Here is a 20159-nt window from a genome sequence, read left to right on the forward strand (position 1 = left end):
TCATGGCTGTTCGAGGCAATATCAGTGGAGTGATCGCCGCACCGCCAAAGCGTGCTGCAAGGCCCAACTGGATGCGCATCCTTCATTCGCGCACGGCCGTCGTCGGGTTGTGCCTTGTTCTCTTCTGGGTGCTTGCAGCCCTTCTTGCGCCCGTCCTGCCGCTACCGTCGCCGACTGATTCCGATGTCATGGCGATGAGCAACCCCTATCCTTCCGCTGCCCACTGGCTGGGAACCGATATTCTCGGTCGTGATATGCTGTCACGGTTGATCTTCGGCGCCCGCACAGTGCTCTCCGTTGCGCCGCTGTCGGTGGCGGTTGCCATGATCGTCGGCATCACGATGGGGATGATTGCAGGCTATTATGGGGGCTGGGTCGACGTGTTGATCAGCCGCTTCTCGGACATCATACTGGCATTTCCGGTTCTCGTTATCTACGTCATCCTGATCGCCAATATCGGACCGTCGGTCCTGAACATCGTCATTGCGACGATGATCGCCTCGGCGCCGGGTATCGGTCGCATAACGCGCGGCCTAGTGCTGGGTCTGAAGCAGCAGGAATATGTCGCGGCAGCAAAGCTGCGTGCGGAAAGCACGCTCTACATCATGATCGTCGAACTGCTGCCGAACTGCCGCAGCCTCCTGATCGTCGATGCCTGTCTGCGCATCGGCTACACGATCATCACCATCGGCATCCTCGGTTTCCTCGGCCTCGGTTTGCCGCCACCGAACCCGGACTGGGGTGGCATGGTCAAGGAAAGTGTCACTGTACTGAACGTCTGGCCACACATGTCGCTTATCCCGTCTGCCGCGCTCGTCAGTCTGGTCCTCGGCTTCAACCTGCTCGCCGACGGCATGCGGGAGGCATGGAAACCATGAACATCATCGCGTCCAGTCTTCAAGGAGCGGCCATGTCCATCACGCCAATGATCGATCGCGAACCCCTTCTCGACATTCGAAACCTGCGCATCGAGTTTCGCGGCAAGAGCGAAACGGTGGTTGCGATCCCCGATCTCTCGTTCAAGGTTATGCCCGGCGAAAGCTACGGTCTCGTGGGTGAATCGGGCTGCGGCAAGAGCACGACGGCCATGGCGATCATGGGTTATCTCGGCGCGACCGGCGTTGTTGCCGGCGGCAGCATCCGCTTCAACGGCAAGCAACTGGTCGATGCCGCCCCCAAGGAACTGCGTTCCATCCGCGGGCGGCAGATTGCGATGGTCTACCAGGATCCGATGAGTGCGCTCAATCCGGTGAAGACGATCGGTGCGCAGCTTGCCGAAGTCCCCCTGCTTCACATGGGCGCCAGCAAGAAAGACGCGATGGCCATGGCGGAAGCGATGCTTGCCGACGTCCGCTTGCCGGACCCTGGTGACATGATGAAGCGATATCCGCATCAGCTCTCCGGTGGCCAGCAACAGCGCGTGGTCATCGCCATGGCATTGCTTGCTAAGCCATCCCTTCTGCTGCTCGACGAACCAACGACCGGCCTCGATGTGACTGTCGAGGCTGCGGTCATCGATCTGATCGAAGAATTGCGCCAACGCTATTCGACCAGCCTGCTGTTCATCTCGCACAATCTCGGTTTGATCGCGGAAAGCTGCGATCGTCTCGGCATCATGTATTCCGGCGAGATGGTAGAAGAGGGAACGACATCAGAAGTATTCCGCCGGCCGAAACATCCGTATACGCGCGGCCTTATCGATTGCATTCCCGACATTACCGGCGATAAGCGCAGCCGCACGCTCGCTGCCATCCCGGGTTCGATCCCGCTGCCGCAGGAACGGCCGCAGGGCTGTCTGTTCGGGCCGCGCTGTTCGAGTTTTGTCTCCGGCCTCTGCGACCGTCCGGACCTTGCTCTGGAGCCGGCGGCGGAAGAGCATCTGGTGCGCTGCGTCCGCTGGCCCGAAATTTCGGCAGGAGAAGCGACGGTTGCTCCGGTCGAGACACAGATGATTGCAAGATCGACGGCGATAACATTGTCTGATGTGAACCGTCTCTACCCCGTCGGCCGCCGGAAGACCGTCAAGGCAAACGAAGCGGTCAGTTTCGAAGCGGCAACAGCCGAGATCGTGGCGCTGGTCGGCGAGTCCGGCTGCGGAAAATCCACGCTGGCGCGCATCGTGACGGGTCTCGACAAGGCGACGTCGGGCGAAATCCGCATGGCTGGCGAGAATATCGCCGAACTGCAGGCCAGCGAACGTCCACGCGCGCTGTTGCAACAGATCCAGATGATCTTTCAAAATCCGGATAGTACGCTCAATCCCTCGCATTCGGCCGCTTTTTCCATTCGTCGTTCGATCAAGAAATTCGGTATCCGCAAGGGAAAGGCGGAGATCGAACAGCGCGTCCGCGAGCTCCTGGAAATGGTGCGTCTATCTCCAGCCGTCGCGGACAGAAAGCCGAACCAGCTATCCGGCGGTCAGAAGCAGCGTATCGCCATCGCACGCGCGTTTGCGGCGGAACCTTCGCTCATCGTCGCTGACGAACCTGTCTCGGCACTCGACGTTTCGGTGCAGGCCGCGGTCGTGACGCTTCTTCTCGATATTCAACGGGAAAAGCATGCCACGATGCTGTTCATCAGCCACGACCTGGCGCTGGTTCGTCACGTAGCAGACAAGGTTGTGGTCATGTATCTCGGCAAGATCATGGAGCAGGGGACCGTCGAGGAAGTCTTCAGTGAGGGTGCGCATCCCTATACCGAAGCACTTCTCTCAGCGATCCGCAGCCCGCACCCGGATGAAGCGCCGCGCGAGCGTATTCGCCTGTCCGGCGAAACACCGAGCGCGGTCAACGTACCCGCCGGCTGCCGTTTTGCGACGCGGTGCCATCGCAAGCTCGGCAGCATCTGCGACACCGCTCCGCCCCCACTGCGCAAGATGTCCGATACGCACGAGATTCTCTGCCACATCGATCAGGCAGATCTGGCCGCCCGGCCTTCCGTCCTTGCTTTCGCCGAAAAGGCATAATGATGCGCGATCCCGATCGGATTGGTGAATTCTGGCGGAAAGCCGCAGGGCTTCGTGCAATCCTGCATGTCATGGCGAGCATCTGCATCGTCGCGACTGGCAATTCTCTTCTGACGACCACGGTTTCTCTGCACCTCAGTGACCCCGCAATCGATCCCCACATCGTCCAGTTGTTGCTGACGGCGTTTCCCGTAGGCTTCCTTGCCGGCTGCCTCTCAGCTCGTGTCATGGTCGTCCGCTTGGGACACGAGCGGGCTTTCCTGGCCGTCGCATTGCTCGCTGCTTTCGGCGCCTGCGGCTACATGCTGACGCAAGCCGCTCCGGTCTGGTTCTGCCTGCGTCTGATAAACGGTTTTTCCATCGCAACGCTGTTCGTCGTGTCCGAAAGCTGGATCAATCTCTACGCTGACCAGAAGAACCGCGGAGCTTATTTCTCGCTCTATATGCTGATGACGTCGCTGGCGACCCTGTTTGCGCAATTGCTTGTCGAAGCGGCCGGAGCGGACTCTCCCCATCTCTTTCAGATCGTGCTCGGCGTCATCCTTCTTGGACTGATCTACGCCCGCTTTATCGGTGGACCCTGGCCCACCTTGCGCCTGCCGCTGGCAGTAGCGGTCGAGGCCGGCAACGCCCACTCCGGGCATCGCTATGGCATCTGGCGGCTCGTCGCTCTCGCACCGGTGGCTGTCGTCTGCGTCTTTCAAGCGGGCATGACGAATATGAATGTCTATACGATGACGCCGATCTATGCGGAGCGGGTGCACCTCGACGCGGCGGTGGCGGTGACACTGGTAACCGCTTTCAGCCTGGGCGGCATGCTCGCTCAGGCCCCGGTCGGATGGTTGTCGGATCGTATGGACCGGCGCGTTCTACTTCTCGTTCAGGGATTGGCGGGAGCAGGACTGTGCGCAGCAATCGCCTGGCCCGGAAGCTATCCGCAGATGCTTCTCTACGGTCTGTTTTTCGCCTATGGCGCAATTGCGCTGACGATCTATCCGGTCGGTATCGCTTACGCTAACTCACAGCTCGATAGCCGCCATATGGTCTCGGCATCGGGTAGCCTGCTGCTCCTTTATTCGATCGGCAACATCATGACACCTGGGCTCGCCGCCCAGCTGATGGAGCTGTTTGCACCGCAGGCACTCTTCCTTCTGCTCGGGAGCGGCGCGTTCCTGGTTGCTGTCGCTGCCTGCTTCAATCTCTTTCGCCGTCCGATCGGCGCCACCAAACCTTGCCTTGTTTCGGGAGGAAGCGAATGACGCCCGCCAAGCCTTATGACCTCGTGATCCGTCGTGGCCGTGTGGTACTGCCGGATGCGACCAGACAGATCGATATCGGCGTTCGCGACGGCGCGATTGCGGCGCTCGGGCCGGATCTGCCCGAGGGGAAACATGAAGTCGTGGCTGAGGGGCGCATCGTGCTGCCCGGCGGCGTCGATAGCCATTGCCACATGGATCAGCAGCCCTGGGAAGGGAAGGCGACAGCGGACGATTTCAACACCGGCACGCTGTCGGCGATGTGCGGCGGCACGACAACTGTCGTGCCTTTCGCCATGCAGATGCGTGGCCAGTCGCTACGCGACATCGTCGAGGATTATCACGAGCGCGCCCGTTCGAAAGCGCGTATCGACTATGGTTTTCACCTGATCGTCGGCGATCCATCAGCCGAAGTGTTGCGCGACGAGATCCCTCAGCTGATTGCCGAGGGCTGCACTTCGATCAAGATCTACCTGACCTATGACGCGCTGAAGCTCGACGATTATGAGGTGTTGAATGTGCTCGACCTTGCGCGTGCTCAAGGCGCGATGGTCATGGTTCACGCGGAAAACGATGCCTGCATTCGCTGGTTGACCGAAAAGTTCATCGCCTCGCGCAAGACTGAGCTGCGCTATCACGAAAAGGCGCATTCGGCGATCGGCGACCGTGAAGCGACCTTCCGGGCGATCAGCCTGTCGGAGCTGATCGAGACGCCGATTCTCGTCAGCCATGTCGCTGCGGGCGGCGCCGTCGAAGAAATCCGCCGCGCCAAGGCGCGGGGGCTTCCGATCTACGCCGAAACCTGCCCCCAATATCTTTTCCTTTCGGCCGAGGATATCGACACCCATGATCTCTCAGGCTCCAAATGCGTCTGCACGCCGCCGCCACGCGACAAGTCGAACCAGCCTGCAATCTGGGCCGGTATCCTGGACGGCACGCTGGAGGTTTTTTCTTCGGACCATTCGCCGTGGCACTATGCGGATAAGATAGCGGGCGGGCCGGGGACACCGTTCCACCGTATTCCTAACGGTATTCCCGGTATCGAGACACGGCTCGCCTTGCTCTTTTCTGCTGGCGTGAACGGCGGCCTGATCTCGCTGCAGAAATTCGCTGACCTGACCGCCGGCGCCCCGGCGCGGCTGTTCGGTCTTCATCCGCGCAAGGGCAGGATTGCCGTAGGCGCAGACGCCGATATCGCGATTTGGGATCCGGATCGCAGCATGACGATCACCAATTCGCTCCTGCATCACGCGACTGACTACACGCCTTATGAAGGACAGGTCGTCAAGGGCTGGCCCATCATGACGATCTCGCGGGGCGATATCGTCTGGGACGACGGAAGAATCATGGCCGAGCCCGGGCGCGGCCAGTTCATTGCCCGACAGCGACCTTTCCCACCGCAGCAAGGTCTTTCGAAGGTCCTCGCATCATGACCGCATCGATGTCACGTCTTGACGGCAAGGTGGTCTTTCTGACGGGCGCTGCGAGCGGTATCGGCGCGGCAATTGCGCGCCGCTGCATCGATGAAAGCGCTTCGGTGATCTGTGCGGATCAATCGCCGGAGGGCGTCTTGGCGCTCGCGCAATCCCTTGGCCCCCGTGCTTTCGGCATCCAGTGCGATGTGACCGACAATATTTCGGTCGGTCGCGCGGTAGGGACCGGTACCAGACATTTCGGTCAACTCGACGGTCTTGTGCACAATGCCGCGGCACCTTCGATGGACGGCACGGTCATCGATCTTGCTGAAAAGCAATGGCGACTGGAAATTGATGTCATCCTGACGGGTGCCTTTCTAGTCGGCAAGCACGCGCTTCCGGCGATGATCGAAGGCGGCGGCGGATCCGTCGTCTTCATCGCATCGCAGTTCGCGCATGTGGCGACCGGCAAGGCCGTCGCCTATTGCGCGGCAAAGGCCGGGCTCGTGCATCTCGCCAGGGCCATGGCGGTCGATCACGCCGGCGATGGTATCCGCGTCAACAGCCTGTCGCCTGGTGCCGTGGCGACGCCGAGATTGCTGCAGCGGTGGCCGGACCTCGAGGCGGCCAATGCCGGGCTCGGGCCTGCGCATTTGCTCGGCCGTATCGCAAAGCCTGATGAAATCGCTGCCGCCGCCGCCTTCCTCTTGTCGTCGGATGCATCGTTCGTCACCGGAACTGACCTCCTGGCCGACGGCGGCTACGTTACCCGCTGATACCTGCGTTGAAGATCTTTTGGATGGATTTGAAATGACCCTTCTTGTCACCGGGGGAACCGGCTTCGTCATGAGCGTCCTTGCGCGGGAATGGCTCGAACGCGATGCCAAGGCGCGTGTCGTCATTCTCGATCGCGCCGGCCTTGATGCGATGGCGGAGCGCTATTTTGCGCCGGTCCGCGATCGACTGACCGTGATCACGGCCGACATTTGCGAGCCCGCCCGATGGGAAGCGACACTCGACGACCACGATATCCGCTACGTGGTCCACGGCGCCACCGTCACCCCCATCTCGCGCGGCAGTGCCGCCGAGGCAAAGCGCCAACCCGAAGCCGAAGATCCCGCCAGGATCGTCGATATCAATTTCATGGGCACCGTGCACATTCTCGAATGGCTGAGAAAGCGTCCGGGCTTTCAACGCCTCGTCTTCGTCAGTTCGGGCTCGGTCTACCGTCATCACGGGCCGGACTGGACGGGCGAACCGCTTCCCGAAGACGGCTATGTTGCACCGCTGACACTCTATGGCATCTCCAAATTTGCAGCGGAGATGGTGGTCAACCGCTACGCTGATCTTTTCGGCCTGTCGGCGGCCTCCGTCCGGCTTGCATCGGTTTATGGGCCGATGGATCGGGTCACCGGCAGCCGTAATTTCCGGCATGTTCCGAACCGCGTCGCCCATATGGCGCTTGCAGGGGAGACCGTGCGGCCGAATAGCCTGGAACCTGTTGGCGACTATGTCACTTCGACGGATGTGGCCGGCGCAATCATCGCGCTGCTTCTCGCAGAGCGCCTGCGTTATCGGCACTACAATATCGGAAGTGGCGGGACTTCGACCATCGGCGACATCATCGGCTGGGCAAAGGAGCGCGCGCCTTCCCTGCAGGTCGAAGTGAGCCCTGCGGAAACCGCCAACGTCATCCAGGACCTTTCACTGAAGGACGGCATGTGGGGAGCCTACGACATCGCCCGGATCGCGCGAGACACGGGCTGGCAGCCACGCAGCGCCAGGCAGTCGTTCCACGACTACATGGATTGGATCGTCGAGAACGAAAATCAGAGCGAGGGAAAGTGATGAGCGCTGGTGCAAAAGATCAATTGCGCGATTTTGTCGGCTATGGCCCGAACCCCCCGGTCATCTCCTGGCCAGGCGGGGTCAAGCTGGCGATCAACCTCGTGCTGAACTACGAGGAGGGCGCGGAGTATTCCTGGCTCGAGGACGGACGAAACGATAATTGGGGCGAGTACAATATTCCCAACAGCCCGCCGCTGCGCGACCTCGGCACCGAGACCCATTTCGAATACGGCAGTCGCGCAGGCGTCTGGCGCCTTGCTCGCATGTTCGACCGTTACGATATTCCGGTAACGATCTCGGCCTGCGCCGTTGCGCTGGAGAAGAACCCGGCTGTCGTCGATTGGATGAGTGCCCGCGGCCACGATCTGCTCGGCCACGGGCTGCGCTGGAGCGAATATTCCGGCATGCCGCGCGATGAGGAGGAGCGGCAGCTTCACGAAGCACTGGCCCTTTATGAGAAATTGACCGGCACAAGGCCGATGGGTTGGAATTGCCGATCCTTTCCAAGCGTCAACACCCGTGACCTGATCGTCAGGGAAGGCGGCTTCCTCTATTACTCGGACCCCTGCAACGACGATCTTCCGTATTTCCTCGATCACGAGGGTACGAAGCTTCTCGTCGTGCCCTATTCGAAGACGCTGAACGACAGCCGCTATCTGATCGCGCCCGGCTACAGCAATCCGCGCGATTTTGCCGAGGATTGCCGATCGGCGATCGACTACATGATCGGCGAAGCCGACGAGACAGGCGGGCGTATGCTGACGATCGGCGTGCATGCCCGCTGGATGGGCCAGCCTAATCGCGCCTCGGGTCTGCGTGACGTGATCGAGCACGTCAAGAAAACGCCAGGTGCGGCCTTCATGCGGCGCCAAGATATTGCCCGTTACTGGATCGATCATCATGGCTGACGGCACGCATGCACTGCCGAATGACCATTTGCCCGCCGAGGCGAAAACGATGAGCGGCGCCGAATATGTTGCAGGGGTCCTGAAGGAGGAAGGCGTCAAGCAGATCATTGGCTTTCCAGCAAGCGAGCTTTTCGATGCCTCAGCGGCGCTTGACATTCCGCCGCTCATTGCGCGGACGCAGCGTGTCGCCGTCAATATCGCAGAGGGCTATGCCCGGGCGACGGCCGGCAGGGAGCTTGCCGTTGTCACTGTGCAATATGGCCCGGGAGCCGAAAGTGCATTTGCCGGCATTGCCCAGGCTTTCAACGACCGCGTACCGATGCTGTTCTTGCCGACCGGCTACCCGCGCGGATCAGAAGCCATCGCCCCGAATTTCGAATCCCGCCGCAACTTTCGGCACATTACCAAATGGTGCGAGGCGGCAACGCAGGTCGATGATCTGCCCAAGCTCATGCATGCGGCGATATGGCGTGTCAGGAATGGGTCGCCGGCGCCGGTCCTGCTCGAATTGCCTGTCGATCTGCTGGCCGAAAGGCTTGATGCTCTGCCGGCGGATCATCGCCGACCGCGCCGCAGCGTACCGCAGGCCGGTGATCGTGAGGTGGTCGATCTGGCCAAAAGCCTGCTGGCCGCCAAAAATCCCGTTATTCTCGCGGGGCAGGGAGTGCTGTCAGCCTCGGCGACGCCGGAACTGATCGAGCTTGCCGAACTCTTGAACATTCCCGTCATGACGACGCCGAACGGCAAGAGCGCTTTTCCCGAAGACCATCCGCTTGCTCTCGGAACAGCCGGGCGTGCCCGACCCGCGACCGTCGACCATTTTCTAGCAAAGGCCGACGTGGTGTTCGCGCTCGGCAGCAGCCTGACGCGCTCCTACTACATCCTGCCGATCCCCGAAGATAAAACCATCCTTCATGTCACGCTCGACGATGCGGATCTCGGCAAGGACTATGCGATCGCCCAGGGTGTGGTCGCAGATGCCGCCTCGGTCCTGAAACAGATGATCGCACTGATCCGTCGCGATCACCTGCCTCTCGGCGAACGTCAGCAGCCGGCGGCGGAAATCGCTGCCGTTCGCGCGGCTTTCATGGAAAAATGGATGCCGCTCCTGACGTCGGACAGCACGCCGATCTCACCTTACCGTGTCGTCTGGGAGATCATGCAGGCGATCGATCCGAAGACCTCGATCGTCACACACGACGCCGGCAATCCGCGCGACCAGTTCTGCCCATTTTATGTGGCAAGCACACCCGGCGGCTACATCGGTTGGGGAAAGACCACCCAACTCGGAAGCGGCCTAGGCTTTGCGATGGGGGCCAGGCTTGCTCGCCCCGATGCGACCGTCGTCAATCTGATGGGAGAGTCCGCGTTCGGAATGGTCGGCATCGACTTCGAAACTGCGGTCCGCTGCAATCTGCCTGTCTTGACCATCGTGCTGCGCAACAACGTGCTCGGCGGCTACGCGAAAAGCATGCCGATCGCCACCACGAAATACGGCGCGAATCGGGTAACAGGCAGTTACGCACCGATCGCGGAAGCTCTCGGTGGTTACGCGGAATGCGTCGTGGATCCGGAAATGCTGCGCCCCGCGTTGCTGCGTGCCCTCGACAAGGTCAAGGCCGGGCAGGCGGCGCTTATCGAGGTCGTCACGCACGAAGAGCCGCGGCTCGCGGGTCTATGGTAGGGGAGGCGAGGGCGACTATGTTCGACACGCTGATCACCGGCGGCATGGTCGTCAACGCAAGCGGTCAACTTCCTGCGGATATCGGCATTCTCGACGGAAGCGTCGCGGCCGTCCTAGCGCCTGGCGAGCCCGCCATGGCGCGCGGCTTCGTCAATGCGAGCGGCAAAAAGGTGCTGCCCGGCCTGGTCGATGCGCATGTTCATCTGCGCGAACCGGGAATGACGCAGAAGGAGGATTTCGAAAGCGGCACACACGCAGCGGCGCTCGGCGGCGTGACGACCATTCTCGACATGCCGACGGACGATCCCTGGACGGCGACTGCGCAGCAATTGTCGGATAAGATGGCGAGCGCGGCGGGCAGAATTCATGTCGACGTCGGCTTTCAGGCCGTGGTTTCAAAGAGTTATGACAGCCTGGAGGCCCTGCTTGCTTTGTCGCCGGTCTCTCTTGAACTGTTCACGGCTGACGTACCCGTCGACTATCGGTTCGATAGTCTGGATGCTGTCACTGAGACGCTGCGCCGGCTGGCGGGTACCGGCGCGGTGATAGGCGTTTCCCCCGGCGACCAGTCGATCCTCGAGGGAGCCGGCGTGCGGGAGCGCAGTGTTGGCGTTCCGGCATTTTTGGCCAGCAGACCGCCGCTCGCCGAAGCCGGCGGTATTGCACGCGCGGTACTGGCGGCGGCTGAGACCGGCGCGCGCGTGCATGTGCGTCAAATCAATTCGAGGCTCGGCGCCGAGACCTGGAGCCGTCTTCGGAGCATGGCTGATGTCACCGTGGAAACGACACCGCAGAACCTGTTCTTCACATCCGACGACTACGAGACGGAAGGTGCCCGGCTGAAAGGATCGCCTCCGTTTCGCGGTCGCGACGATGTCGCGGCCTTGCGCCGAGCGGTCTCTGAGGGCCTGATCACAATCATGGCGACGGATCATGCGCCGCACAGCCCGGCCGAAAAGTCGGCAGTCTATGGATCTTTCGCAGATATTCCCGGCGGGATGCCGGGTCTTCAGACATTGCTCTCGGTGATGCTGGACCTTGTGGCGGAGAAGGTAATAGGGCTTTCGGATCTCGTGCGGATCTGCGCCTACAATCCCGCTCATCGCTTCGGACTTGGACGTTCGAAAGGCTCGATTGCCGTCGGCAGCGATGCCGACATTCTAATTGTCGATACGGACCGACCGACTGTCATCACCAATACCGAGCAGGCCTCCCGTGCCGCCTATTCACCATTTCACGGCAGGCGCACGGCCGGCCGGTTGACCGACGTCTTCCTGCGCGGCGCACGCATCGTCAAAGACGGAACGCTTATTAATCCCCGTCGCGGCCAAGTCGTCCGCAGGACTGCATAAAGGAATGCCGATGCCTTTGCTCGACAGGAAAATTGCCATTGTCACCGGCGCGAGCTCCGGCCTCGGCCGGGCGATCGCACTTCGCTACGCCGAAGAGGGCGCGGTCGTCGTGATCGCCGACGTCTGCGAGGCTCCGATCGAGGGGGGTGAAACGACCCTTTCCTGCATCGTTGCGGCAGGCGGAGAGGGCATGTTCGTAAGGACCGACATCTCCAACTGGGCTGACGTCGATGGGCTGGTCTCACAAACGGTGAAAGAGTTCGGTCGGCTCGACATCATGGTCAACAATGCCGCGATCTATACCTCGACCAATCTCCTTGAAACCTCGCCCCAACAATGGGATAGGGTGATCGCCGTCAATGTCACCGGGTTCTTTTATTGCTGCAAGCGAGCCGCGCAGCAATTTCTGGCGCAGGAGCCGACCGGTGAAACGCGTGGCCGCATCATCAACATTTCATCGCAGCACGGCATGGTCGCTTGCCCTGGTGATTTCCCATACGGCGTCAGCAAGGGTGCAGTCGTACAAATGACCCGGCAAATTGCCGTCGACCATGCTGCGACAGGTATCGTTTGCAATGCGATTGCCCCCGGCAAGATCGTCACCGGCAAACCGGGTGTCGCCAACGATCCCGACGCTCTCGATTATTCGCGCCGTCGCACCCCTTGGCCGCGGCTCGGCGAGCCACACGATGTCGCGAGTGCCGCGCTTTTCCTCGCCAGCGACATGGCGAGCTACATGACCGGCGTTAACCTGATGGTCGATGGCGGCTGGATGGCGGGCTGATGATCACAGCGTATGAAGATCGCCAATAACGGAAAGGAAACGGACCATGGATCTCGGATTGAAAGGCAAGACTGCCCTGGTATTGGGCGCCGGCGGCGGGCTTGGCGGGGCAATTGCTAAAACGCTCGCCGTCGAAGGCGCGCGGATCGCGGTTGCAGATATCGACAGGGAGGCAGCGGATAAAACGGTTGCCGATATCCGCACGGCTGGCGGCTTAGCGATGGCGCTTCAATGGGACCTTGCCGAACTCGGCGTGATCGAGCCCAATCTCGCCGCCATCGACGAGCAGCTCGGCTCGGTAGACATTCTTGTCAATATCACCGGCGGCCCGCCGCCGACGCTCGTTTCCGGTCAGAGTGCCGAGAGCTGGCGTAAATACTTCGACAGCATGGTTCTGTCGGTCATAGCAATCTCCGATGCCGTACTTCCCAGGATGCGTGAAAAGAAGTGGGGACGCATCATCACCTCGACATCATCTGGCGTCGTCGCGCCCATTCCCAATCTTGGCCTGTCGAATGCCCTGCGCATGTCGCTTCTCGGATGGTCTAAAACACTGGCGGGCGAGGTCGGTCGTGATGGCGTGACCGTCAATGTCGTCTTGCCAGGTCGTGTCGCCACACAGCGTATCGCCTTCCTCGACGAACAGAAGGCGAAGCGCGAAGGGAAGGCCGTCGAGGAGGTTTCAGCGGCAAGCACTGCATCGATCCCAGTCGGGCGCTATGGTGATCCGCAAGAATATGCCGATGTCGTCACGTTCATGGCAAGCAGGCGCGCCTCCTATCTGACCGGATCGGTGATCCGGGTGGACGGGGGGCTAATCTCAAGCGTGTGATTGCGCCCTGCCTTCGCTTTCTGTTGACAAGCAGGGCCTTTGACTGAAATTTCGACTGCCTTGACTGCGAGAAGAAGCCATCGGTTGACCAGCGATGTTTGCTATGGCTTTAACTCTCAGTCATGGGCGGAGCCATTGAATTTCCAATGGACAGGCGCGGCTAACATATTTGATTGGCCGCATGCTCGCCGGGCGAGAGGCCGCTCCTCCGATGGCCTGTTGTCGCGAACGATGCGCCGCGCAGGCGCTGATTTGCATCACTTTTCAAGCAAGAGTGTTCTGACGCCAAACGATGGGTCTCGGCCATCTTTTTCAAAAGCTGCGTGACGCGATCAAATACAGCGTCGCCTGCAGCCTTCGGTCCTTGCGCTCGAGTGCCAGCACCATCTTTTCGAGTTCGACAATCTCGGCGACGTCCGGCGTGTAGCCGCCAACCAGTCTCCGACGGATCGGACAACCCGTTTGCCGTACGAGCTCGGCCCCAGCACGTCGTCCGCGCGGATTTAGCGGAACTCGCTTCCGCCCTCGAAAAAGCTTTCGCCAGCGGCGAGATCGACTTTGCGTCGCGTTTGGCCGAAGCGAAGGATCGAGCTGACATTGCGCGAGGCCGTGAGCCTAATCGTCAGCGGTTCGCCATCCTCCCAATCAAGGTCGAGCAGCATGCCGCCGCGGAGGCGCAAGCCACGGATACTGCCGCCCGGCCATGCCGTCGGCAACGCAGGGAGTAAATGGATTTCCCCCGGACGCGACTGCACGAGCATTTCCACGATGCCTGCCGCACCGCCGAAATTTCCGTCGATCTGAAAGGGCGGATGAGCGTCGAACAGGTTTTTGTAGCTTCGTTCCGGTGTGAGAAGCAGTTTCAGTACGTTGTGAGCATGGTTGCCATCGCGCAGCCGCGCCCAAAGGTTGATGCGCCAGCCGATGCCCCACCCCGTCGCGTCGTCCCCGCGGATCTCCAGTGAACGGCGAGCGGCGGCGGCGAGGTCGGGCGTTCTGTCCATGTCGATCTGCCAGCTCGGGTAAAGGCCGTAGAGATGCGAGACATGGCGGTGATGCATCTCCGGCGCCTGCATGTCCCAGTCTTCGAGCCATTCCTGCAACTGGCCATTCGCGCCGATCCTGTCGGGCGCAAGGCGCGGCAGCACACGATCGATGTCGGCGACAAGCTCGGGCTCTCCACCGATTGAGACCGCGAGAGGGCGCAGGAGACCCAAAAAATCGCGGACGAGTTGGCTGTCCATCGCCGGACCGGCGCAAATCGACGCTCCGTACGGGTGGGCGTTTTCGGGTGAAAGCGATGGGTTCGTCACCAGATAATCCGTGCCGGGGAACGGAACAAGCACGTCGAAGAGGAAGTGCGCCGCCTCCAGGGCGATCGGAAATAGTCGACGTCGCATCGCTTCGGCGTCATCAAGGTAGTCGCATGCTTCCAGCAGCTGCGCCATCAACCAGATACCGCCCATTGGCCAGAGTCCCCACTTGGCGCCGTCGATCGGTCCCGTTGCGCGCCAGAGATCGGTATTGTGATGCATGACCCAGCCGCGGGCGCGATAGTGTACGTGTGCCATCACCTTGCCGGTCTCGGCAAGCTCTTCGGCCATTTCGACGAGCGGCTCGAGACACTCGCGCAGATTGGCCGGCGCCGGCAGCCAATAGTTCATCTGGAGATTGATGTTGGCTGTGTATTTGCTGCCCCAGGGTGGATCCGTTTGCGCATTCCAAATGCCCTGCAGATTGGCCGGTTGCGTCCCGGGACGCGACGAGGCAATCATCAGATAGCGGCCGAACTGGACATAAAGCGCTGCCAGCGCCGGATCATCGCCGCCAGCGAATCCAGCGATACGTTGGTCGGTTGGAAGCGACGCCGCAGGCGTCGATCCGAGATCAATGGCGAATGCGCTAAACAGTCGCCGATGCTCCGCGATATGATCGTCGCGCAACGATACGAAATCGCGCGAAGCGGCTCTTTCAAGTCTATCGATGATATCGCGCTCGGGATGTCCCAACACGTCGTCGTAGCGCCTGAAGCTCGTCGCCGCGTCGAGAAAGACCAGAACCTCGTCAGCGCCTTCTACCGACAAGCCTCCCCCAGAAGCGTTCACCGTTCCACCGCTGTTGATAAGCCGGACGCCAAAGGCGAACCGGAGAGCGGCGGCAATGCCGGATTCCGCTTTGCCCTTCCCCGAAAAGCTCAACTGCGATCCCTCTCCTATGCTCATCTCTCCCTGCTGCGGACTGTCGATGGAGATCCGGCAGCTGATCGCGCGTTTCCGGTCAGCCGAGAGGCGTAGGACGAGCACACCGTCGACCGGCGACACGAAGGCTTCGCGCAGGTAGGCGATGCCGTTGGCGGTGTAAGACGAGGTAGCGATGGCGGTATCGAGATCGAGCGCACGCCGATACCCGGAGACAATCTCGGCGAACTTGAATTCGAGGCGGAGATCGCCGATCGGCTGGTAGGACATCTGCTTGATCGGCCGTGCCATCAGACGTTTTTCGGCCAGCGCCTCGGCGTCCGCATAATGGCCGTCGAAAATCAGCTGCCGCACGGTTCCCAGATGACCAAAAGCGTCTGGATTAACGGGCTGATAGGGACCGCCGGCCCAGAAGGTGGATTCGTTGATCTGCAGGTGTTCGCGCAGGGGATCGCCGAAGACCATGGCCCCGAGCCGGCCGTTGCCGAGCGGCAGCGCGTCCGTCCATAGCTGTGCGGGCGCATCGTACCAGAGAAGATGAGACGTCATGACTACCCCGCCGGAAGGGTGTTTGCCGGGCGCGCCCCGCGGATGCGCTCACCGTCCCCACCGAAGAGCAGGGCCCTTCGTGCGGGGAAGCCGGCGGTGACGCTTTCCCCGGGGCGGCGGATGGTCTCGGAGCGGTCCTCGATGATGACGGCCTGCCCGGAACTCAGCGTGCCATAGATGAAACGGGTGCCGCCGAGATTTTCCACCACGTCGACCTTGAGGTCAATTGCGCCGCCGGCATCGTCGTGTCCGGTGAAGTGCTCGGGCCGAATGCCGGCCTTGATCAAGATGTCGCCTTCGCCGTGCAAAAGGCCCGTCTTGAAGACGGCGCCGCAATCGAGCCTGACAACGCCATTGGGGTCCAGCGTGCCATCCAGGAAATTCATCCGCGGGGAGCCGATGAAACCGGCGACGAAGAGGTTGTCGGGGTCGGCATAGAGCGTATCCGGTGTCCCTGTCTGCTCGATCTTGCCTGCTCGCATGACGACGATCTTGTCGGCCAGCGTCATCGCTTCCGTCTGGTCATGGGTGACATAGATCATCGTTGCGCCGATGCGCCGGTGCAGTTTCGCGATCTCGACACGCATGGACACCCTGAGTTCAGCGTCGAGGTTCGACAGCGGCTCGTCGAACAGGAAGACGGCGGGATTGCGCACGATCGCCCGGCCGATGGCGACACGCTGACGCTGACCACCGGAGAGTTGCGCCGGCTTGCGCTTCATCAGCGGTTCTATCTGCAGTGTTGCCGCCGCAACGGCAACGCTGCGCTGGATCTCGGCCTTTCCAAGGCCCGCCATGCGTAGCGAGAAGCCGATATTCTGCTCGACGGTCATATGCGGGTAGAGCGCGTAGTTCTGGAAAACCATGGCCACGCCGCGCTCGATCGGATCGGCTTCGTTCATCCGCCGCCCGTCGATCTTGAGGTCGCCTGCCGTGATCTTTTCGAGGCCGGCGATCATCCGTAGCAGCGTCGATTTTCCACAGCCGGAAGGGCCGACGAACACCGTGAACGAGCCATCGTCGACGCTCAGATTGAGATTGCCGATCGCCTCAAAGCTCCCATAGGTTTTGTCGATATTCTGCAATTCTACGCTGGCCAAAATTTCCTCCCTTTGACCGCTTGGCAAGCAGAGCGCGTCAGGTGATCCGTCGCGTCGAGCCTCGCAGGATGATGTCGCATTCGAGAACGATGCTGTGCGTCGCGCCGCTCGAGGATTCCGTCAGGCGTTCCACGAGAATGTCCGTGATCTTTTCCGCGATGCCGGCGACCGGCTGGGCGACCGCGGTAATGCCAGCTTCGTAGAGCCGGAAGACCGCTACGTCGTCGAAGCTCGCCAGCGAGATATCGTCGGGCACGTGACGGCCGTTCTCCTTCAGCCAGCTGAGTGCCCCGACCGCCATGCCGTAATTGGCGGAGAAGATAGCTGTGGGTGGGCGCTCCAGCGACATCAGTCGCTTGGTCGCCTCGTAGCCGCCATCCATGCGCCAGTTGCCGCGCACTGCCAGGGAAGCATCCACGACGATGCCCCGCTCACGCAGCGCCTGCTCGTATCCGGCCAGGCGTTCGATGCCCGACGAATTGCGCGGGTCACCCGTCAGCATGCCGATGCGCGTATGGCCGAGATCGATCAAATGACTGATTAGGCGGTAGCTCGCGCGGTGGTTTTCGACCATCACCCGGTCAGCCGCGAGCCCACGCACGTCGTTATTGTAGAAGATGATCGGCACGTCATGTTCGATCAGGTCGTCCACCCGGTCATAGACTTCGGCCGTACCATCCATGATCAGCGCATCGACGCGCTGCGCGGCGAAAAAGTCCAGCGCTTCAGCAACAACGCGCGGATCGCCGCCATGGCAATAGGTCAGGAGCGCGCGACCAGTCGAGCGGACCGAAGTGGCCAGGTGCTCCAGCATGCGGGCATGAAACTCATCGAAGGTCGGGACCAGAAAGCCGATCATATGGGTTAGATCGGTACGGATAGACGCAGCCGCCGCATTTCGCCGGTAGCCGAGCTCCTGGATCGCCCGCTCGATCTGCTCGCGGTTCGAGCGACGGACCGTCTCGCCGTTGAGATAGCGCGACACGGTGCCGACAGCGACGTCCGCCACCCTGGCAACGTCGATGATCGTGGCTCCCCGCCGCCTTCCGGCCGTCCGATCCGTTTCATGCATTTCAAGCGGGCTCCTGCAGTTATTCATCGGATTGTGACGCGTTTTCGCGTCCATCTCCCTCGTATAGCCCGGCGCCTGGCCGCTCACCAGCATTGAGAGCGGCGGTGCGAAGTCTGACGCATGGAAGGCGTCGATCCTCATCACGCGCCTTCGAAGACCACGGCACTATGGATGCGCAGTCGTGGTACCGTGATGCTGATGGCGCCGTCTGGGCCGGCTTCCCAGGCCAGATCCTCTCCGGTCATGGCATCGAAAACCCGCTTCGGCTTTGCCGGCAACCGCACGCTGGCGTTAACCGGGCCGATCGCCGGGATGTCCTCGATCATTTCCATCACCCGTGTCGAGCCGTCATCGCCACGAACATCCTTGCCGCGGATCTGCGGCGGTCCGTAGAGAAGATGCAGGATGTGGCGATTGTGCCCAATCTGTCGGGTCAGCGTTGCCCGGCCGGATGAGGGAAGATCGGTAACCATCGCCGGATCGGGAACGAGACGATCGAGAAGCCCGCGAACAACATATTTATAGAGCGGCTGACCGATGGCCCGGTAAAGCCGAAAGATCGGGTAGGCGATATAAGCGGTGCCCCCATGCTCGGTCACGGCAGCGCCAAGCATCTCAGCGGCTGTATCGTCCGGAGCATGCTGGTGCGAGCAGAAATGTTTGTAAGACCGGTTGAAGTAGGAGGGGTAGATAGCGGCCAGCACCGTTGCGTCGACCGGGCGGACGGTTTCGGCTTCATCGTAGAAAACGAAAGCCGTTTCCGGCATGGACGGATCAAGGTCCTTGCCTGCCTTCACATAGCTCGGTTTGAACGCGACTGGCGTTGGCTGCCGCTCGATGCCGAAATCGACGGCAAATGCACCATCATCCCCGATGCCCGAATGCCAGGAGGCGATGATCTTGCCGCCACTGGCGAGATAGGCTTTCAGCCGAGACGCAAGCGCGGCATCGACCGGGATTTCGTCCGGCAGGATCAGCAGCCGGTATTCCTCGAAACGAGCGGAACTGTCGAGCACGTCGAAGGGCCGCTTCAGTTCCTGCAGCATCTGTGCCGCGCCATCGTCGCTCGGATGGTTGCGCGCGCCCTTGGGGTTCATATGCTCGGCCGACAATATGGCGATCTCGGAGACCTGCTTGGCTCCATGCAGAAACGGCTCCAGCTTTTCGACGCGTCGATAGGCCGGCGCGATCGAGGCATAGGTATCAGGATTGATGGCGCCGTTCGGATGCAGCTGGTCGCCCACCAGGCACTTCGATCCGAGCGCGATCATCTGCGCACATTCATATTCCAGTGCGTCAGGGTGCTTGAAACCGCCGAACTCGCCCCACGAAGTGTGGAACTTGCCTGTATGAGCCAGGAAATCCATGCCGAGCGTTGCCGCGTAGCGCGCGCTGGACGGAAAGTGATCGTAACCCCAACCGCCGGTCGGCAGGCTTTCGAGCTCGAGATGAGAATAGGTGGAAAAGCGCTTCGGGCCCTGCTTGTGGATATGTCCGCAATTGTAGAAGACGCGAAGATTGGGGAACTCCTTAAACAGCGCCTCGCTCGTTTCGCGGCGGAACTGTTCGTTGACGGCCTCGTCGTTCTTCAGCCGGTCCGCCGAATTTTCCGGATCGAGACCCTCGCACTGCATGCGCTCGATGCAAGCCGGGCAGACACAATCCGGCGTGAGGATGATATCGAAGAACAGACCCTGCGTGGGATAGCTTTGCGCGACTTCGCGCGCCTGGTCGAGAATGTATTTCCGTAGGCCGGCATGGTTGAGGCAGAGCGTATGCCACGCCGGGCTGAGCTGCTTACCCGCCGAAGGGTCGTCCGGACGGTCGTGGTGGTATTGGTTCGACGCGGTCATGGCGCGCCATTCGGGATGTTCGCGCGCCGTCAGCTCGTCCCATTGTACCGATATATAGATCGGGCTTTCGATATCGGCTGCCGACAGCGCCTTCACCATGTCGCCGAGGAGGTCCGGGCGGGCCAGCCGCGGATGCGGCTTGCCGACCTTGGTCGGATAGTAGGACCAGCCGTGATGGCACTTGGCGAAGATCGTAATCGAGTCGACATGCGCCGCCTTCAGCGTTGAAACGAAGATATCCGGATCGAAGTCGGCGCCGATGCCGGGAATATGTTCCGACGTATGGAAGTCGAGATGGATCTGGCGGTAGCGCAACGGCTTGTTTGTGGTGTTCGGCATGGTC

Annotated in this window: 15 protein-coding genes; 11 read left to right on the forward strand and 4 right to left on the reverse strand. The window is 61.2% G+C overall.

Translation table 11 applies throughout. From position 1 onward, the window contains the following. Window positions 1–2: 2 nt before the first annotated feature. From AC245Y_RS34015 to AC245Y_RS34065, 11 genes are read left to right on the forward strand one after another with little or no spacing between them, the layout of a single operon-like run. The gene (locus AC245Y_RS34015; RefSeq protein WP_012760392.1) at window positions 3–878 is read left to right on the forward strand and encodes an ABC transporter permease; all 876 of its coding nucleotides are present in this window, start codon (window positions 3–5) and stop codon (window positions 876–878) included. Further along, entirely contained in the window at window positions 875–2965 is a 2091-nt protein-coding gene (locus AC245Y_RS34020) for a dipeptide ABC transporter ATP-binding protein (protein ID WP_017997319.1), read from the forward strand. The genes AC245Y_RS34015 and AC245Y_RS34020 overlap by 4 nt, the downstream gene beginning before the upstream one ends. Next, entirely contained in the window at window positions 2965–4224 is a 1260-nt protein-coding gene (locus tag AC245Y_RS34025; protein WP_017997318.1) for an MFS transporter, read from the forward strand. Before AC245Y_RS34020 ends, AC245Y_RS34025 begins: the two co-directional genes overlap by 1 nt. Then, complete coding sequence (gene hydA, locus AC245Y_RS34030) at window positions 4221–5654, forward strand: dihydropyrimidinase (protein WP_017997317.1); 1434 nt, start codon at window positions 4221–4223, stop codon at window positions 5652–5654. The genes AC245Y_RS34025 and hydA overlap by 4 nt, the downstream gene beginning before the upstream one ends. Then, window positions 5651–6412 carry an SDR family NAD(P)-dependent oxidoreductase gene (locus AC245Y_RS34035; protein WP_487762884.1) on the forward strand — a complete coding sequence of 254 codons (762 nt, stop codon included), beginning with the start codon at window positions 5651–5653 and terminating at the stop codon, window positions 6410–6412. The genes hydA and AC245Y_RS34035 overlap by 4 nt, the downstream gene beginning before the upstream one ends. Before the next feature lie 34 nt (window positions 6413–6446). Next, window positions 6447–7484, forward strand: coding sequence for an NAD-dependent epimerase/dehydratase family protein (locus AC245Y_RS34040; RefSeq protein WP_026157712.1), 1038 nt, complete (start codon window positions 6447–6449; stop codon window positions 7482–7484). Next, on the forward strand, window positions 7484–8392 hold the full coding sequence (locus AC245Y_RS34045; RefSeq protein ID WP_012760386.1) for an allantoinase PuuE: 909 nt from the start codon (window positions 7484–7486) through the stop codon (window positions 8390–8392). Before AC245Y_RS34040 ends, AC245Y_RS34045 begins: the two co-directional genes overlap by 1 nt. After that, window positions 8385–10076: a thiamine pyrophosphate-requiring protein gene (locus tag AC245Y_RS34050; protein ID WP_017997315.1), complete on the forward strand. Its 1692-nt coding sequence runs from the start codon at window positions 8385–8387 to the stop codon at window positions 10074–10076. The genes AC245Y_RS34045 and AC245Y_RS34050 overlap by 8 nt, the downstream gene beginning before the upstream one ends. Before the next feature lie 17 nt (window positions 10077–10093). After that, complete coding sequence (locus AC245Y_RS34055) at window positions 10094–11428, forward strand: dihydroorotase (protein WP_017997314.1); 1335 nt, start codon at window positions 10094–10096, stop codon at window positions 11426–11428. Between the two features lie 10 nt (window positions 11429–11438). Beyond that, on the forward strand, window positions 11439–12212 hold the full coding sequence (locus tag AC245Y_RS34060) for an SDR family NAD(P)-dependent oxidoreductase (protein WP_012760383.1): 774 nt from the start codon (window positions 11439–11441) through the stop codon (window positions 12210–12212). Between the two features lie 46 nt (window positions 12213–12258). Beyond that, window positions 12259–13044: an SDR family oxidoreductase gene (locus tag AC245Y_RS34065; RefSeq protein ID WP_017997312.1), complete on the forward strand. Its 786-nt coding sequence runs from the start codon at window positions 12259–12261 to the stop codon at window positions 13042–13044. A gap of 503 nt (window positions 13045–13547) precedes the next feature. Here AC245Y_RS34065 and AC245Y_RS34070 read toward each other — a convergent pair. From AC245Y_RS34070 to AC245Y_RS34085, 4 genes are all read right to left on the reverse strand, one after another. Continuing rightward, window positions 13548–15791 carry a glycoside hydrolase family 95 protein gene (locus AC245Y_RS34070; protein WP_017997310.1) on the reverse strand — a complete coding sequence of 748 codons (2244 nt, stop codon included), beginning with the start codon at window positions 15789–15791 and terminating at the stop codon, window positions 13548–13550. 2 nt (window positions 15792–15793) lie between these two features. Further along, entirely contained in the window at window positions 15794–16891 is a 1098-nt protein-coding gene (locus tag AC245Y_RS34075) for an ABC transporter ATP-binding protein (protein WP_012760380.1), read from the reverse strand. Window positions 16892–16928: 37 nt separating this feature from the next. After that, on the reverse strand, window positions 16929–17963 hold the full coding sequence (locus AC245Y_RS34080; protein WP_003554807.1) for a LacI family DNA-binding transcriptional regulator: 1035 nt from the start codon (window positions 17961–17963) through the stop codon (window positions 16929–16931). 140 nt (window positions 17964–18103) lie between these two features. Then, a complete protein-coding gene (locus AC245Y_RS34085; RefSeq protein ID WP_012760378.1) occupies window positions 18104–20155 on the reverse strand; it encodes a beta-galactosidase trimerization domain-containing protein in 2052 nt (683 codons plus the stop codon). Window positions 20156–20159 lie beyond the last annotated feature (4 nt).

It is taken from the genome of Rhizobium sp. SRDI943 (assembly GCF_057653695.1).

Excerpts from the sequence above, each read along its gene's own strand:
- AC245Y_RS34050 (WP_017997315.1), top strand. The coding sequence starts at position 8,385 with ATGGCTGACGGCACGCATGCACTGCCGAATGACCATTTGCCCGCCGAG.
- AC245Y_RS34080 (WP_003554807.1), bottom strand. The coding sequence starts at position 17,963 with ATGCATGAAACGGATCGGACGGCCGGAAGGCGGCGGGGAGCCACGATC.
- AC245Y_RS34020 (WP_017997319.1), top strand. The coding sequence starts at position 875 with ATGAACATCATCGCGTCCAGTCTTCAAGGAGCGGCCATGTCCATCACG.
- AC245Y_RS34060 (WP_012760383.1), top strand. The coding sequence starts at position 11,439 with ATGCCTTTGCTCGACAGGAAAATTGCCATTGTCACCGGCGCGAGCTCC.
- AC245Y_RS34015 (WP_012760392.1), top strand. The coding sequence starts at position 3 with ATGGCTGTTCGAGGCAATATCAGTGGAGTGATCGCCGCACCGCCAAAG.
- hydA (WP_017997317.1), top strand. The coding sequence starts at position 4,221 with ATGACGCCCGCCAAGCCTTATGACCTCGTGATCCGTCGTGGCCGTGTG.
- AC245Y_RS34025 (WP_017997318.1), top strand. The coding sequence starts at position 2,965 with ATGATGCGCGATCCCGATCGGATTGGTGAATTCTGGCGGAAAGCCGCA.
- AC245Y_RS34065 (WP_017997312.1), top strand. The coding sequence starts at position 12,259 with ATGGATCTCGGATTGAAAGGCAAGACTGCCCTGGTATTGGGCGCCGGC.
- AC245Y_RS34035 (WP_487762884.1), top strand. The coding sequence starts at position 5,651 with ATGACCGCATCGATGTCACGTCTTGACGGCAAGGTGGTCTTTCTGACG.
- AC245Y_RS34040 (WP_026157712.1), top strand. The coding sequence starts at position 6,447 with ATGACCCTTCTTGTCACCGGGGGAACCGGCTTCGTCATGAGCGTCCTT.
- AC245Y_RS34070 (WP_017997310.1), bottom strand. The coding sequence starts at position 15,791 with ATGACGTCTCATCTTCTCTGGTACGATGCGCCCGCACAGCTATGGACG.
- AC245Y_RS34045 (WP_012760386.1), top strand. The coding sequence starts at position 7,484 with ATGAGCGCTGGTGCAAAAGATCAATTGCGCGATTTTGTCGGCTATGGC.
- AC245Y_RS34055 (WP_017997314.1), top strand. The coding sequence starts at position 10,094 with ATGTTCGACACGCTGATCACCGGCGGCATGGTCGTCAACGCAAGCGGT.
- AC245Y_RS34085 (WP_012760378.1), bottom strand. The coding sequence starts at position 20,155 with ATGCCGAACACCACAAACAAGCCGTTGCGCTACCGCCAGATCCATCTC.